At 41.2% G+C, this 15,278-nt stretch carries 20 protein-coding genes and 2 pseudogenes; 21 read left to right on the forward strand and 1 reads right to left on the reverse strand.

Annotation, left to right across the window (positions count from 1 at the left end; genetic code table 11):
* Positions 1-38: 38 nt before the first annotated feature.
* From larC to BMZ99_RS15700, 13 genes and pseudogenes are all read left to right on the forward strand, one after another.
* Entirely contained in the window at positions 39-803 is a 765-nt protein-coding gene (gene larC / locus BMZ99_RS15655) for a nickel pincer cofactor biosynthesis protein LarC (RefSeq protein ID WP_090939198.1), read from the forward strand.
* Positions 796-1,614 carry an ATP-dependent sacrificial sulfur transferase LarE gene (gene larE / locus BMZ99_RS15660; protein WP_090939202.1) on the forward strand — a complete coding sequence of 273 codons (819 nt, stop codon included), beginning with the start codon at positions 796-798 and terminating at the stop codon, positions 1,612-1,614. Before larC ends, larE begins: the two co-directional genes overlap by 8 nt.
* Positions 1,604-2,353, forward strand: a complete 750-nt coding sequence (gene larB, locus BMZ99_RS15665; RefSeq protein ID WP_090939206.1) for a nickel pincer cofactor biosynthesis protein LarB — start codon at positions 1,604-1,606, stop codon at positions 2,351-2,353. The genes larE and larB overlap by 11 nt, the downstream gene beginning before the upstream one ends.
* Positions 2,354-2,498: 145 nt before the next feature.
* The gene (locus BMZ99_RS27690) at positions 2,499-2,660 is read left to right on the forward strand and encodes a metal-sensitive transcriptional regulator (protein ID WP_245755005.1); all 162 of its coding nucleotides are present in this window, start codon (positions 2,499-2,501) and stop codon (positions 2,658-2,660) included.
* Positions 2,624-2,821, forward strand: a pseudogene (locus BMZ99_RS27695) (metal-sensing transcriptional repressor). Before BMZ99_RS27690 ends, BMZ99_RS27695 begins: the two are co-directional and overlap by 37 nt.
* 480 nt (positions 2,822-3,301) lie before the next feature.
* On the forward strand, positions 3,302-4,999 hold the full coding sequence (locus BMZ99_RS15675) for a methyl-accepting chemotaxis protein (protein ID WP_090939209.1): 1,698 nt from the start codon (positions 3,302-3,304) through the stop codon (positions 4,997-4,999).
* Between the two features lie 14 nt (positions 5,000-5,013).
* On the forward strand, positions 5,014-6,030 hold the full coding sequence (locus BMZ99_RS15680) for a TRAP transporter substrate-binding protein (RefSeq protein WP_090939212.1): 1,017 nt from the start codon (positions 5,014-5,016) through the stop codon (positions 6,028-6,030).
* 87 nt (positions 6,031-6,117) lie between these two features.
* Positions 6,118-6,228, forward strand: coding sequence for a flavodoxin (locus tag BMZ99_RS27590; RefSeq protein WP_139214782.1), 111 nt, complete (start codon positions 6,118-6,120; stop codon positions 6,226-6,228).
* A gap of 392 nt (positions 6,229-6,620) precedes the next feature.
* Positions 6,621-7,435, forward strand: a pseudogene (locus BMZ99_RS15685) (HoxN/HupN/NixA family nickel/cobalt transporter).
* Positions 7,436-7,520: 85 nt separating this feature from the next.
* Positions 7,521-8,312, forward strand: a complete 792-nt coding sequence (locus tag BMZ99_RS15690; RefSeq protein ID WP_245755001.1) for a diphosphate--fructose-6-phosphate 1-phosphotransferase — start codon at positions 7,521-7,523, stop codon at positions 8,310-8,312.
* A 109-nt stretch (positions 8,313-8,421) separates the two neighbouring features.
* A complete protein-coding gene (locus BMZ99_RS27065) occupies positions 8,422-8,736 on the forward strand; it encodes a 6-phosphofructokinase (protein ID WP_245755002.1) in 315 nt (104 codons plus the stop codon).
* A 45-nt stretch (positions 8,737-8,781) separates the two neighbouring features.
* The gene (fba, locus tag BMZ99_RS15695; RefSeq protein WP_090939216.1) at positions 8,782-9,717 is read left to right on the forward strand and encodes a class II fructose-1,6-bisphosphate aldolase; all 936 of its coding nucleotides are present in this window, start codon (positions 8,782-8,784) and stop codon (positions 9,715-9,717) included.
* A 105-nt stretch (positions 9,718-9,822) separates the two neighbouring features.
* Positions 9,823-10,128 (forward strand): hypothetical protein, encoded by a 306-nt coding sequence (locus tag BMZ99_RS15700; RefSeq protein WP_217645102.1) that lies wholly within the window; start codon positions 9,823-9,825, stop codon positions 10,126-10,128.
* A gap of 145 nt (positions 10,129-10,273) precedes the next feature.
* On the opposite strand, the gene BMZ99_RS27070 is transcribed toward BMZ99_RS15700, so the two are convergent.
* On the reverse strand, positions 10,274-10,492 hold the full coding sequence (locus BMZ99_RS27070; protein ID WP_090939222.1) for a helix-turn-helix domain-containing protein: 219 nt from the start codon (positions 10,490-10,492) through the stop codon (positions 10,274-10,276).
* A 502-nt stretch (positions 10,493-10,994) separates the two neighbouring features.
* Between BMZ99_RS27070 and BMZ99_RS15710 the strand changes: the two genes are divergently transcribed.
* From BMZ99_RS15710 to BMZ99_RS15735, 8 genes are all read left to right on the forward strand, one after another.
* Positions 10,995-11,273 (forward strand): hypothetical protein, encoded by a 279-nt coding sequence (locus BMZ99_RS15710; protein ID WP_090939225.1) that lies wholly within the window; start codon positions 10,995-10,997, stop codon positions 11,271-11,273.
* A gap of 85 nt (positions 11,274-11,358) precedes the next feature.
* A complete protein-coding gene (locus BMZ99_RS25965; RefSeq protein ID WP_139214783.1) occupies positions 11,359-11,592 on the forward strand; it encodes a hypothetical protein in 234 nt (77 codons plus the stop codon).
* A 181-nt stretch (positions 11,593-11,773) separates the two neighbouring features.
* Positions 11,774-12,106, forward strand: a complete 333-nt coding sequence (locus tag BMZ99_RS15715; RefSeq protein ID WP_090939228.1) for a hypothetical protein — start codon at positions 11,774-11,776, stop codon at positions 12,104-12,106.
* Between the two features lie 73 nt (positions 12,107-12,179).
* Positions 12,180-12,374 (forward strand): hypothetical protein, encoded by a 195-nt coding sequence (locus BMZ99_RS15720; protein ID WP_090939231.1) that lies wholly within the window; start codon positions 12,180-12,182, stop codon positions 12,372-12,374.
* Positions 12,375-12,638: 264 nt separating this feature from the next.
* A complete protein-coding gene (locus BMZ99_RS15725; protein ID WP_090939234.1) occupies positions 12,639-13,778 on the forward strand; it encodes a zinc ribbon domain-containing protein in 1,140 nt (379 codons plus the stop codon).
* Between the two features lie 110 nt (positions 13,779-13,888).
* A complete protein-coding gene (locus BMZ99_RS26755; RefSeq protein ID WP_281246824.1) occupies positions 13,889-14,077 on the forward strand; it encodes an FxLYD domain-containing protein in 189 nt (62 codons plus the stop codon).
* Between the two features lie 480 nt (positions 14,078-14,557).
* Positions 14,558-14,920: a DUF6876 family protein gene (locus BMZ99_RS15730; RefSeq protein ID WP_175490576.1), complete on the forward strand. Its 363-nt coding sequence runs from the start codon at positions 14,558-14,560 to the stop codon at positions 14,918-14,920.
* 101 nt (positions 14,921-15,021) lie between these two features.
* Positions 15,022-15,278: helix-turn-helix domain-containing protein (locus BMZ99_RS15735; protein WP_090934999.1), on the forward strand; the 257-nt coding region annotated here is incomplete at its 3' end.

Here is a 15,278-nt window from a genome sequence, read left to right on the forward strand (position 1 = left end):
CGTAACGAATAGAAAAAAGCTGACTAGGAGAGGTAAGTATGAAAGTATTATATTATGATTGTTTTTGCGGCATTAGCGGCGACATGAATTTAGGCGCGCTAGTAGACTTGGGCGTAGATGCTGAATATCTAACCCAAGAACTCTTAAAACTGCAACTGGAGGATGAATATCAACTACAAATTGCCAAAGGCAGTAAAAATGGGATAAGCGGCACAAGGGTAGATGTGATGCTGCATGAGCATCATCATCATGAGCACGCTCCTCATCAGCATAGGAATTTGCAAGATATAAAAACAATAATAGGCGATAGTTCTTTAGCAGAAAAGGTAAAAGAACTAAGTATAGATATGTTTATGAAGGTGGCTGAGGCAGAAGCTAAGGTTCATGGTAAAACTGTAGAGGAAGTTCATTTTCATGAAGTGGGAGCAACCGATTCGATCATCGATTTTGTGGGGGCGGCGGTGGCCTTAGATTATTTAGCCGTCGATCAGATTTTAGCATCTTCGGTGGAAGTGGGCGGCGGATTTGTAAAGTGCGCCCATGGAGTTATCCCTGTACCGGCGCCAGCAATAGCTGAAATTTTAAAAGGCGTGCCCATAAAGTTCGGGCTTGTTCCTTTTGAAACAACTACACCTACCGGTGCGGCAATTTTAAAAACCAATGTCAAAGCATTTACCGATAGTATTAATTTTTCCATAGAGAAAATCGGCTATGGCATAGGTCAGCGCGATTTATCTGTTCCCAATGTTTTAAGGGTTTATTTAGGAAATATGGCAGAAGCAAGAGGTCATAAACATGATTAACAATGATAAGTATCTAGAACTACTTACTTATCTCACAAAAATGGAGAAAGCGGTTTTAGCCTTTTCTGGAGGTGTTGACAGTACCTTTTTGCTCATGGCCGCCAAAGAGGCCTTAGGGAATAAACTTAAGGCTGTAACAATGCAAACGCCGTATATACCAAAGTGGGAAATTAATGAGGCCAAAGAATTAGCACGTAAGTTAGGAGTTTGCCATGAAGTTATTGCTGCGCCAATTATTGCGGAAATAAAGAATAATCCGCAAAACAGATGCTATTTTTGTAAAAAGGCAATATTCAGGATGATTACAAAGATTGCCGCAGATGAGGGTTATCCTTATATTATCGAAGGCACCAATTTTGATGATCTCGGGGATTATCGGCCAGGACTGCAGGCTTTATCTGAATTAGCGGTGAAAAGTCCGCTGCTTGATTGTAAACTGACGAAGGACGAAATAAGAAATCTATCCCATGAGTTAGGACTTAGTACTTGGAATAAACCGCCCTATGCTTGTCTTTTGACGAGAATTCCGTATGGCAGTGAGTTAAAGCCAGAGGATTTTGAGAAAATTGAACAAGCTGAAATATATCTAATGAAACTGGCTTTTCGGGGCGCTCGCGTGCGTTGTCATAATAATTTGGCGAGAATTGAAATAAATAGACAAGACAGAAATAAGTTGTTTGACGAAAAAAGGCTTGACGAGATTGCCGGTGCGCTTAAGGAGATTGGGTTTGACTATGTAACTTTAGACTTAGAGGGGTACCGGATGGGAAGTTTTAATGAAACAATCAGGGGGACAAAAAATGGACAGTGAGGACGTAAGAAAGCTTTTGGCGGCAATGAAAAATGATGAAATACAAATCGACACGGCAATAGAAAAAATTAAAGAGTTGCCGTTTACAGATTTGGGCTTTGCGATGATTGATAATCATCGTGAAATACGGGTGGGATATCCTGAGGCCATTTATTGTGAGGGCAAGACAGTGGAGCAGGTAAGAGATATTGTAAAATTTATGCTGACCAAGGGAAATAATATTTTGGCGACTAGAGCGAATGGTGCAATGTATGATGCTGTCAGGGAGCTTTGCAGTGAGGCTAAATATAATCAGCTTGGTCGTGTAATCACGATAAGAAAAAAAGAGCAGGCATTGACAGATACCTACATTGTGATTGTTTGTGCAGGAACTTCGGATTTGCCTGTCGTAGAAGAAGCGGCTGAAGTGGCAAGCATTCTCGGCAATCGGGTAGAAAAAGTTACCGATGTAGGCGTGGCTGGCATTCACCGGCTGTTTGCCAAAATGGATGTTATCCGCGGGGCCAAGGCAGTTATCGTTGTTGCGGGTATGGAGGGAGCGCTGGCCAGTGTGATTGCCGGTCTGGTAGATAAGCCTGTTATCGCAGTGCCGACAAGTGTTGGCTATGGGGCTAATTTTGGCGGGGTGTCAGCCTTATTATGTATGCTTAACAGCTGCGCCAGCGGCGTTAGTGTGGTCAATATTGATAATGGATTCGGCGCGGCGTATACGGCCAGTATGATTAATAAAATCAAGTAGCAAGGGAAGTTTAGCATGGTACTAGCGTATTTTTGTAGTGGTATTTATGGCGGGGCTGTTACAAGTATTAACCGGCTTTGGGTATGCCTTAGTTAGTTTTATTAAGTAGTATTACGCGGAAAACGATTTGCAAGAGGGTGTAGAAATGAAAGAGCATAAGCATATAGCAGAAGACGGAACGATTTTTACCCATGCACATTCGCATACGCAAACCAAGAATGTTTTAAATAGAATGTCGAGACTTATCGGCCATATGGAATCTATAAAAAAATGGTTGAAGGCGGGCGCGATTGCAGTGAGGTCTTGATACAATTGTCAGCAGTAAACTCGGCACTGTAAGGTGTTAGCCGGGTGATTTTAAAAGATCATATTGAGCACTGTATTGTAGATGCAGTTAAAGAAGATGACAAAGAAGCGATAGAAAGCCTTAATAAAGCCATTGATCGATTTATAAAAGGATATATTTAATAAGCCCTTTCGGCTTAAGGCAGTTTGATTTGAAGAGAGAGGTTGATCGATTATGCATATTCCAGACGATATTTAAGCCCTGTAACTTGTATAGCGTTACTCCCCCAATTATACTAGATAGTCAGGAGATATTGTTGGCTGCGAATTTTAATTGACCCACTTTATCATGTGCATTTCCATTCGCTATCAGGAACGAGTGCTAGCAGATAAGATTTACCGCAGTTCAAAGCTTGGTTTATTTTTAATGCTAAGTCTTGGCTTTTTTCTAAAACAAGTTGAACTGCATGATCTTGAGGCGCTTCTTTGCTAATTGTTGTGTTTTTGGTCGAATATATTTTAACAAAGTTGAGGCTCTTTTTGTACCTTTTTTATCTTCACTTACTGGGTGAAAAGTGATAACTCGTGTGATACTGGATTTTTTGCAGTATTAAGTGAAAATTTCCGAAAAATAAGAAAAATTTATCAGGGGAGGCGGTTGGCATGTTGAGTGGTAAGCGCTTTAGTATTGGCAAACAGATTTTATTGGCAGTAATAATTATTGTAGTGGGTTTTTCTAGTGTTAATATTTTCAATTATATCCAGTCTCTAAGAATGCAGCAGGGCTATGATGAAGTAACCTCTACGGCACCAGTAATCAATCATATAAAAGATATTAGCACGGAATTATGGCTGCAGAATGCTCAGGTCAGGGGTTATGCCCTTACCGGTGATCCCAAGTATCTACAACCGTTCGAGGCTTCGCGCAAACGAGTTGAAGTTATTTATGGAAAACTGGATCAGATGTTATTTACGGAAAATATGAAAAAAGGCAGTCGCTTACTACGAGTGGTAATCAATGAATTCAACAAGCAGCAAGATAATGCCATCAGTGCACGAAATAAACTTGGTAGCGAACAAGTGGTAAAATTTATTGATGCCACTGACGAAAGGACGGTTAGCATTGATATCGTGCTGCAATCCTTTGGAGATTCTATTGCTAAAAGTATGGATAAAAAAATAGAGGATAACAAGATCAAAGCGAATCGCTCTCAACAAATCGTTATGGTTATTAGTATTGTGATATTTATTGTTGCTTTAAGCGCTGGCATATGGTTAGCCCGTCGTATATCTAGGCCCCTAGAGGCGGTGGCGGAGGAAGCCAGACTTGTGTCTGCAGGCGATTTGCATCGGCGAATGCCCCATTATACTGGAAATGATGAAATTTTCGACTTAGTGCAGGCTTTTTCAATAATGATTGCCAGCCTAAAGTCAATGGTTAGTCAAGTGAGTACCGCAGCGGAGCAAGTTGCCTCTTCTAGTGAGGAACTTAGAATGAGCTCTGAACAGTCAGCACAAGCAGCTGGCAGTGTGGCTCAGACGGTTACAGAAGTTGCAAGTGGAGCGTCAAGCCAGCTAACTGCGATTGATAAAGCTGTTTCTATAAGCCAGCAAATGGCAGATGCTATTGCACATATCGCCCAGAGTGCTAGTGAAGTATCAGCTAGATCTAGCGAGACTGCAGTTATTGCTGAAGAGGGAGGTAAATCAGTAGCGGCAGCTGTTGGGCAAATGGCAACGATCAATAATGCTGTCAGCCAGTCTGCAGCTGTTATAGACAGATTGGGAGAAAGTTCGCGGCAAATTGGCGAGATTGTTGATGTTATTCGAAATATTGCCGGACAGACCAATTTACTGGCACTCAATGCAGCTATTGAAGCGGCTCGTGCTGGCGAGGCGGGCCGAGGCTTTGCTGTAGTGGCAGATGAAGTCAGAAAATTAGCTGAACAGTCGCAGATGGCGGCACAAAAAATTGCTCAGATTATAGGCTGTATTCAACAAGAAACTTCTACTGCCGTTCAGGCCATGAATGCTGGTTCTGTGGAAGTAAACCGGGGTACGGAAACCATAACTAGTAGTGGTAAACAGTTCCAAGATATTATTGAACTAGTTCAAAACCTTAATAGGCAGATTATAAATATTAGTGCAGCAACACAGCAGTTATCTGTATCGAGTGACTCTGTAGTGGGTTCTGTAAGCGATATTAAAACCATTGCGGTAGAAACAAGCGCAGGGGCAGAGGGGATTTCCGCAGCTACTGAAGAACAATCAGCATCCATGCAGCAAATCGCTGCTGCTAGTCAAGCCATGTCCTCTATGGCTGAGAAACTAAAAACTGAGGTAAACAAATTTCAATTATAGCGGAGGAATGAACAATGAAGAAATCTTGGCTAATGTCTTTCATCGCAGTTGTGGTTATTTCATTGGTTGCTGCCTGGTGGCTAGGCGGGGATAAGAAAACAGTGAAATCTTATGATAGCAAGGAAGAAATAATCCTGCGGCTTGGACATTCAACAAATACTGAAACTCCACGTCACTTAGTAGCACTGCAATTTGCGCAGTGGGTAGCAGAACAGTCTAATGGCAGGGTTAAGGTGGAAATATTCCCTGTTTCGCTTCTTGGTACGGACAAACAAATGCTAGAGTTAGTAAAGGAAGGAAGTTTGGATATGACGCTTGTCTTCCTAGGTCTCTTGGCCAACGATGCTCCCAAGATTAATGTTATAGAATTACCTTTCCTATTTAGCAATATGGATAAAGTCACGACTGTGCTGGATGGCTCTATCGGTGAAGAACTATTGCAAGATTTGCCGAAAAGTGGTTTACGTTCCTTGGCTTACTGGGACAATGGCCTGCGGCAGATATCCAATAACAGACAGCCAATTGAAAAGCCAGAGGATATGAAAGGACTTAAAATACGGACGACGGAGAGCAAAATGTCCATCAGTATACTTAAGAAACTAGGTTCTAATCCTGCGCCACTGGCATGGGGCGAAGTATATCTTGCTTTAGCTCAGGGAACTTTCGATGGACAGGAAAACCCTATTGCTAACATCCATGCAGCAAAGCTCTACGACGTTCAAAAATATATATCAGTTATCAATTATAAGTATGAGAGTAGTCCTTTAGTAATTAATGAACAAACTTGGCAGAAATTGCCGCCTGATATCCAGAAAATCTTGAAAGAAGGTGCTGTGAAGTTTGCCAAGGAAACTCGTCGTCTTAACCAGGAAGCAGAAGGAAAACTGCTGGCTGATTTGGAGGCTAGAGGAGTAAAAGTTAGCCGTCCAGACGTTACACCCTTTCGTGAAGCTACCAAGCCGGTCTATGATGAGTTGGTACCTGTTGTTGGCAAGGAGTTAATGGATAAAGTACTTACTACAGTTAAATAAAAATGTAAGGGCGAGCCTTTTACTTAGAATTAGCTATCTAAAAATAGGCCTCGCAGATTCCAGCTAACTATAAGGTGAATTTAGTAGATGGATGCAGCATTCTATGATGTGATTTTTATCGGCACACCAATTTGGTGGTACACCATGGCCCTGCCAGTAAGGATCTTCTCTAAGAACCATAATTTATCCCAATGCTAATGTATTGAATGGGTTCGCTGTCTGATATGACAGTGCTAAGAGCGAAAGAGCAAATATAGCTGGCTGGTTGAAAAATTAAAATTTAAGAAAAAGAAACGGTCAAAATTAATATGAGGTCGAATTGATGAGGTAGCAGTGGGTATAAGGATAAACTAAACAACTTGAATTTGTATTAAATCCAATGAGCTTGGCGTAGCTTATAATGCCAGTATCATTAATAAATTATGACAGTAGGAGAGTAATGTATGAATACTAACCAATATAAAGGATTTAGGGGAATAAGGTTTGGCGTATATGTAGGAATATTGCATCTAATTGGTTTCAACTGTCTCTTTGCTTCAACTGCCGACTCCACTCTGCTTGGCTTAGGTTTTCTGGCTTATACCCTAGGAATGCGCCATGCTTTCGATGCGGATCACATTGTAGCGATTGACAATACCATACGAAAGTTGGTACAGCAAAAAGAAGATGCTGTCGGTGTCGGCTTTTGACGCTTGCTATGGCTTTTGTTACTAAGTGGACAGAAGATTCAGTGCCGGAACTAAAAGAGATGTGTAGTATAGTAGGAACAAGCATTTCCAGGTTGTTCTTGATTTTTATTGGAATATTGAACTTCATTGTCGCTATTAATATTTATAAGGTATTTATCAATATGCGGCATAAATCTTATGACGAAAAGGAAATGGAAGAATTGCTGCAGAGCAGAGGTTTTATGTCGCGGGTATTAAATCCTCTATTAAATCTGGCCAATAAAAGCTGGCATGTGTATCCTATCGGTTTTTTATTTGGCTTGGGATTTGATACGGCGAGTGAAGTGGCGTTGATGGCGATATCAGCAGGAGCTGCGAAAAGTGATATCGGTATCACCGGTATTATGGCTCTTCCCATATTATTTGCAGCAGGTATGAGTCTATTTGACACTGCTGATGGCGTGATTATGACAAATGCCTATAAGTGGGCTTTTAACACACCGCTCCGTAAGGTATATTACAATCTTACGATGACTAGTATGTCAGTGATTGCAGCCCTGGTTATCGGCACGCTTGAGCTTGCGCAAGTCATATCTTCTAAAATGGAGTTAACGGGTTGGGGCTGGAAGCTGGTGAATAGTCTGGATGTGGGAGCAGTAGGATATATTTTAGTCGGATTATTTGTGATGATTTGGATAGCTTCTTATGGAATATGGAAGTTTAATAGAATAGAATAGAAGAAAGCCAAGTATGTTAAATGATGTAGATAAACTGAATTAGAAAAAGCCAATGGTAATTGGTTGCAATAATGGAGGAATATAAATGAAACAAGGCGGTAAAGTATTAATTGCGCAAGGCGGGGGACCTACTGCGGTCATTAACCAAACATTAGTAGGTATTGCGCTAGAAGCGCGAAAGTATCCTCAGGTTTCTAAAGTATACGGGGCACTGCAAGGTGTAGCGGGGATTGTCAATGAAAATTTTGTTGATTTGACCTTGGAGACAGCTTATAACTTAGAACAAGTTGCGTTGACGCCGGCAGCAGCATTATTAAGTACACGGGTTAAACCGGATGAAGCGTATTGTGAGAAGATTTTTTCCGTGCTTAAGGCACATGATATACGGTATTTTTTCTACATAGGCGGTAATGATTCTTCGGATACCGTACGCATTGTTAATGAGCAGGCCAATGCTACTAATTATGAATTGTATGCCATTCATGTACCAAAAACCATTGATAATGACCTTATGGTGACAGACCATACTCCGGGTTATGGCTCGGCAGCCCGCTTTGTCGCACAGGCGTTTGCCGGTGTGGATTGTGATGTAAGAGCGTTAGGCGGAGTTTATATCGGGGTACTTATGGGCAGACATGCAGGCTTTCTTACGGCGTCTGCCGGTTTGGCATCGAATTATCCGGATGGTGGACCGCATCTTATTTATTTACCTGAACGGGAGTTTAAAGTACCGCAGTTTATTGAAGATGTAAAAGAAGTCTATAGTCGATATGGCCGGTGTACTGTTGCAGTTTCAGAAGGGATTAGCGATGCATCGGGACAACCTATTCTTACTACTATGGGTAAAAATTGGATAAGGATGCTCATGGTAATATAACTTTATCAGGAACCGGAGCTTTAGGTGATTTGCTGTCGGAGTGCATTAAGACAATGTAAAAGGTCTGCGGGTGCGCAGCGATACTTTTGGATTCCTTCAAAGATCCTTTTTGGGGTGTGTGTCAGATTCAGACCAACAAGAGGCACGGGAGGCCGGGGAAAAGGCAGTGCAGTTTGCTCTTGGACTGGGCTGCAGCGAAGGCTCAGTGACTATACATCGCACAGGTAATTATGCGGTGGATTATAAGTTGACGCCGATTGGTAAAGTAGCTGGAAAAACAAAAGTAATGCCGGCCGAATTTATTAATGAAGCAGGAAATCATGTGACAGAGGCGTTTAAGGCGTATGCCAGACCGCTTATTGGCAGTAGTTTTCCGAATGTTGCCCGGCTTAGAGTACCTATGGTGGCAAAATTAGCCAAGTGATTTATGCATTATAACTTAGAAATCGATTTTTAGGAGGTAGTGTGGATGCCATTAGTTACCACAAAAGAAATGTTCAAAAAAGCTTATGAAGGTGGATATGCAATTGGTGCCTTCAATGTAAACAACATGGAAATTGTTCAAGGGATTACAGAAGCAGCCAAAGAAGAAAATGCTCCGCTTATATTGCAAGTTTCTGCTGGAGCAAGAAAATATGCAAAACATAGTTACTTAGTCCATTTGGTACAAGCGGCGATTGAAGATACCGAGCTTCCGATTGCGCTTCATTTGGATCATGGTGCTGATTTTGAAGTTTGCAAATCCTGTATTGATGGTGGTTTTACTTCTGTTATGATTGATGGTTCACATCATAGCTTCAAAGACAACATGGAACTAACCAAACGAGTTGTTGACTATGCACATAGCAAAGGCGTGGTGGTTGAAGGGGAACTCGGACAACTTGCCGGCATTGAAGATAACGTTAATGTATCGGCTGAAAATGCTTCTTATACGCAGCCTGAGCAAGTTGAAGAGTTTGTAAAAAGCACAGGTGTTGATTCTTTGGCAATTGCTATCGGCACAAGTCATGGCGCTTTCAAATTTAAACCAGGTCAAAAAACACAATTGCGTTTTGACATTTTAGAAGAAGTTGAAAGAAGACTGCCTAATTTCCCCATCGTTTTGCATGGCGCTTCTTCTGTTATTCCAAAATATGTCGAAACTATCAATAAAAATGGCGGCAATATAGCAGATGCTATTGGCATTCCCGAAGATATGCTGCGGGAAGCTGCTAAATCAGCTGTTTGCAAAATTAATATTGACTCTGACTTACGTCTTGCTTTAACAGCTGGTATCAGAGAACATTTTGTTGCTCATCCTGACCACTTTGACCCAAGACAATACTTAACACCTGCTAGAGCAAACATTAAAGAATTAGTTAAACATAAATTAGTTTATGTTCTTGGTTGTAACGGCAAAGCTTAGTTTTATATAACTCAATTTGTCAATAATAAAATAAAAAAAGTACCACCATCCATTGATGAATGGCTCAGAGAAGCAAAAGCTAATCCATCGGCTTTACAAGAAGGCATGTTTTTAATCCATAATGGCGTTGTTCGCCAGCCACCTAAAGCTTTGGTTCGTCAGGGGCTTGATGACGGCTCACGGGTTACTGGAATGGAATTCGGATATGATGCCGCAATTGCTGAAACATACAAAATGGAGGGCATCTTCTATATTAAGGTTTGGCTGAATGAAGGACAGCTTACCCTAGGCGATGATATAATGTATGTATTAATTGGTGGCGATATCAGACCGCATGTTGTAGATGCCTTGCAATTTTTGGTTGGTAAGATCAAAAATGAATGTGTTACAGAAATCGAACAAAAGCAGTAAATTAAAACGACCCCCTTGAATTTAGGAGGTCGAACTTTTACACGAAACGTAGATTTACGTGTATTAAGTATCACCTAGCTATCGCAACACAGTACGTATACGGAAACATATTAATAGCGATATCCTTGACTTTCAAAGGATATCGCTATTGTTTATTTTCTTCAATAGGTATAAAAAACTTAATAGCATCAATGTCAAGACCATCTGCAATACCAAACAAGATATCGAGTGAATACGCTTTAGTAGAATTCGGTGCTTCTATCTTGGACAAATAGGATTTGCTGATAGCGATTTTATCTGCTAGTTCATCTTGGGGTAAACCGCGTTTTATATGGTAATAGGCAATCCACTCGCGAGGTTTAATACCACCGCCTTGTTAGACGGTTACCTTTAGGCGGTATACGCCCCGAGGGGGCAATGGACTAAATCGTTATAAACTGGCTGACCGTTGAGGAAGTAGAAGGCTTGCGTGACACGATTTAGACTGGTGGTAGCCTCAATGAAAAATAGGGTCAAGATTGATCAAATTCTATGCGTAATGATGAAAAAGGAGGCATTCCTAACATAAACGCATGTTTTATGAGGTTATGTTTAAGGTATTAGTGACGTTTCCACCCTCTCAGGAAAAATTTAAAAAAAATCATCTCCGCTCCCGTATGTGAACTGCTTTACCGAAGGGCGGGCTTGTTTATTACAGTATAAAAATAAATGTTTACTAAGAGCGAACTTCAGTGATTTAATCGTTTGACTCAATATGGTCTATCGAATGAGCTGTATCTGAAATGATATATTATTTACCTGACACCATAAGAATCCCCATGCCAATCGCGGCATGGGGATTCATTTTATATTGGGAGGTTTTAAAAATGGTAATAGTAGGACGGCACATCAACAGAATAACTATCAATCCGCTGTTGGAATATCTGCTCAACGACAAGGGCGACACGATGGAGTTTATCAATGAAGATGCAGCTAAGGTGTTTCTGAAAACAAAAGGCTTTATGGATGATGAGCTTTCCTGGTTTGTTTTTGAGAAGGTCGGTAGGCACTATTTGAAAGTCAGCCAGTATATACCAGCCACAGCTGAAGCCAAAGCAATCATAGGTCGGGAGTTCCACGGACAGGGCTTATATCTTCAAGGATGAGGAAGCTTACGAAACCAGCCTTGATAAAATCTGTTATATCCCCGAACTCAGCGATACTGCTTATACCCATCGAAGCTTTCTGGGCATGATGGACGGACAGGAGGCATTGGCACGAGATTTATTTTATCATGTAGACTGGCAGCACCCGGAAACCTTGCTTGCAGAAGATTATGCCAACGGCGAGTATGACGATTGCCCGGTGTGCGGCAGGATGTTCGTCTGTTATGGGAAAGCAGCATGCCCAAATTGTCATGCTCCGTATAGTAGGGAACTTATAAAAACAAATAAAGACACCAACTCAAAACCCTTTCCCGATTAAATGGGAGAGGGTTTTTCCTCATTGTCAGTAACAAAGGTTCCGTTTTCAGGAGAATAAACAGCTCCCTATTCCGGTCCTAAAAAGGGAACGTTTTATGGAGCTTAAAAAAACCTATTCGGGATTGGACTGGAGATTTTTCATGTTGATATAATTTTAGCAATCAGAAGGAAGGGCGGGTGATATGTTGATTAACATTGACTTTGACAATATCAGCGACGAGTTGATATATAAAGCCTTCGGCGTTGATGGTAACGAAGCGGATGCCCTAAACGACAGTTATTTGGAATTATTTGAGCTTATCGGACGTGATGCAATGCTCAAATTGTTTAAACATTTTCATGGGGATAAAATAGATTGTCCAATGCGCCTATATCGCCCGGAATTCATTGCCGATCTTGCAAAGCCAGTGACAGACAGGCGTGAACGGGCCAAGATTGCCAGAGCCGGAGGCTATTCAGCTAAAGTCATAGAAAGTATGCTGAACAAACGCAGAAAAGAAAACGAGTCTGAGTAATAAAGGATATAAATTATACGAAGTAACGAGAGAAAAGAATAAGCTAATAATCAAAATTGAGGAGGTTTTAAATATGGGAAACATAGCAGCATGGATTGCATTTATCATTTGGATGGTGTCGGCATTTTTAGTATGGCGTCTTTACCACAAGATCTTCCGTGTTCATTACTTTAACTTAGGCCAGGCCTTGGCCAAAGAAGCGTTTTTTAGCTTGCTGATAGGTGGAATTATTGCCGGTATAATAGTTAAAATTTTGCGTATAGGGTGAGGAGCGGACAGGCTTCTTTTAGCATCATAGGGTATGATAGCTCTGGAAACTATAAGAGAGTCGCATTTGTTAAGAAGAAAAGTTGAGATTTCATTTGCGAGGAAGGATATAATGACTTTACTAAATTTTCTAATTAAGCAAATGGCCCCTAAAAAATTTAAGCAGACGATAGGCAGGGGGTGTATATGCCTTGTCTATAATTGTTGCTAAATTCTTATGATGGCACCTATGTGATTATGAAAAAATATTAGGGGGAGTAAAACCATGTTTTGCCATAAATGCGGTAACATAATAACCGAAAATGCGGCTTTCTGCCAAAAATGCGGCACGAAGTTGATGGACAACAATATTGTGTCGCAAGCTACGGATGTTCCTGTGTCAGTAGTGGCACAGGGAGACGCTGGCATATCAAGAGGAGGTAATGAACTGCTCAAAGCTTTAATAGGTAAAAATTCAGATTACTACTTGAAGCAGTTTGACAAAATAGATCGAGGCGAAAAAAGCTTCAACTGGTACGCTTTCTTCTTTGCCCCGATCCTGTTACTATATCGGAAGCAGTTTGCTTACTTTGCAAAAATGCTCCTTCCCGGGTATGCGTTATTATTCATACAGATGTTACTTGCAGGGTATGCAACCGCCACATTTAGTTTAGAGTTAATGGGCATAATCCCTTTTACCGGCCTAATCATAGTCGTATATACCATAGTAATGTCAATCCTATGCGGGAAAGGCTTCAATAAGCATTATAAAACTCAGTTACAAGCTGCTATCGCCGGGAAACAGTTAAAAATTGCCGATGAGAGCGCTATTAAAAAGCTTAAGCCATCCGTACTTATTCCCATATTGTTCGTAACACTATCTTTCGTTCTTTCCTCTGCATTGAACGTATTGGTCGTCAATATTGCTACGGAATCCTTACTCAGCGGTTACAAGGAAGCTGTGCCTGAGCAAGCAACAACTGCAGTTCCTTCACAAGCAAATAAAACTCCGAGAGAAGTTCTTTATAAAGGTAAAACAATAACAAATTGGATTGGTGCCCGGCCAAGACAGAAATCTTTGCAGGATGAGTTTGGCGCTCTCGTAGCTACTGGTAAAGCCAGGGGCGGTGATTATCGTAGATATGATGGCATTACGTTTTTTATAAATGTTCAAAGAGATGAAATAGTTTCCATTGGGGGAACAAATCTAGAACTGTTTACGGTAAACGGAGTTTCGTTGGATAAAGATCGGGCCGGGCTCATTCGCATATTCGGCAATCCCCAAAAAGAAGGCCAGGTAATGGGGGGAGATGATGAAGGCTCTTATTATATGGCATATGATTATATGGGATACTCACTTGCATTTTATAGGTCTAGCCGTAACGGAAAAGTAGAATGGTTTGAGATTTCTAACAAGAAAGAGTAATGGAGAGAAAGTGAGTAACTGAATTTACGATATTCTTGTAGATCCGAAAACCAGAGAATTATTTGTGCATGACACCGGTAAGCGTGAAGCATTAGAGTATCATTGGTAAAATAAAAAATATATCAAGTGGAGATCGTCGCAAAATTTCTGTCACGTTTCTCTTGTATCAAGGGAAGCAGATCGGAACAGCCATTAACATCAATCCAATGTTAAAATCAGGGACTGTTTGGAATTTTACGGCTCAAGTTCAAAATGCCAAAGTAAGCAATTTTGAGTTGGCAGAGATAAATTATCAGTAAAAAATGTATAGTTAACAAGGGTGTATGGTTATGAAACCATAAGCAAACGATTAGGGCGGGGTGTTGATTGCGTCCCGTCTTTTTTTGATTGTTTTGATATAACTGTCTGATCGTTTCTGTTGTGGTAAATTCGCTGTAATCGGATCCCCCTTCCTTTCCTTTATATATTATGAAGTGAGTAGGCGCAAGCCAAATCACCAAGCTTCACTATGCTATTCAAGCATATAAAAAGCAATAAAACGGAGGAGGGATATTACCATGGGCAAAATCAAAATAGCGAGGATTATACTGTCGGCATTATCGGCGGTACTTACTGCGGCAAAAGCTGTCATCGACTTCATTAAATGTATTGATGCATTGAAGACAAAGACAGCGTAGTTTTCCATTCCCTATCATTCCGGTAGAACAGCATAAAACAGAGCTTCCCGTCAAGGAAGGCTCTGTTCTTTTATGTCTGAAAATAAGGGGGAAATGAGGCCAGTGAAATCAATACAAGAAATATTTGATAGTATCAACAACTCCACAGGCACGGAAAGCTACCACAAGTTTTCGCCAATACCCGGTTTCCCGGTTATTACTGACGGTGTTCTTGCTCTGGCCGAAGCGGCGGATTGTTATTGGCTCCTTGCCGTTATCGGAAGCTATCAGAGCAACAGCAAGCTGGATAAGGCTTTCCAGGTATGGACCTTGAATGTCAATACAGAAAACAACAGTGCGGTTGTTCAGGGGTATAATGATACGACGCTTATTGTTACGCAAAAGATACCGTACACTGACTTCCCGCCCGGGGAAGTAAAGCTGTACCTGATTGACGGGGTTATCCTATTACCTTCCGAATATTGATATTTACCAACGCCTTCCTTACTAGACCGCATCCCAAGAAATAGACATTGAGAGAAAACGCCCCCTGTTGTAGGATAGAAACTACGACAGGGGGCGATTGCATGAAAAGGGAATATACGCACATCAAAATAATGGAACCAGAGATAATCGCCATGCGTGAGCAAGGCAAAACACGCCAGGAAATAGCAGATGCACTGGGGCTCACAAAGGTACAAATCAAAAATTGGGTTCGGCGTTATAACAGGAAACCGGAAGTTTGCATACCTAAAAAGCGGGGAAGACCGCGCACGTCACCATTCACAAAACAGCGTGAAATGGAGCTGCGCATTAAAGCATTGGAACGGGAAGTGGATTTGTA

The sequence above is a fragment of the Pelosinus propionicus DSM 13327 genome (genome assembly GCF_900114615.1).
In the GTDB taxonomy this organism is placed as follows: domain Bacteria; phylum Bacillota; class Negativicutes; order DSM-13327; family DSM-13327; genus Pelosinus; species Pelosinus propionicus.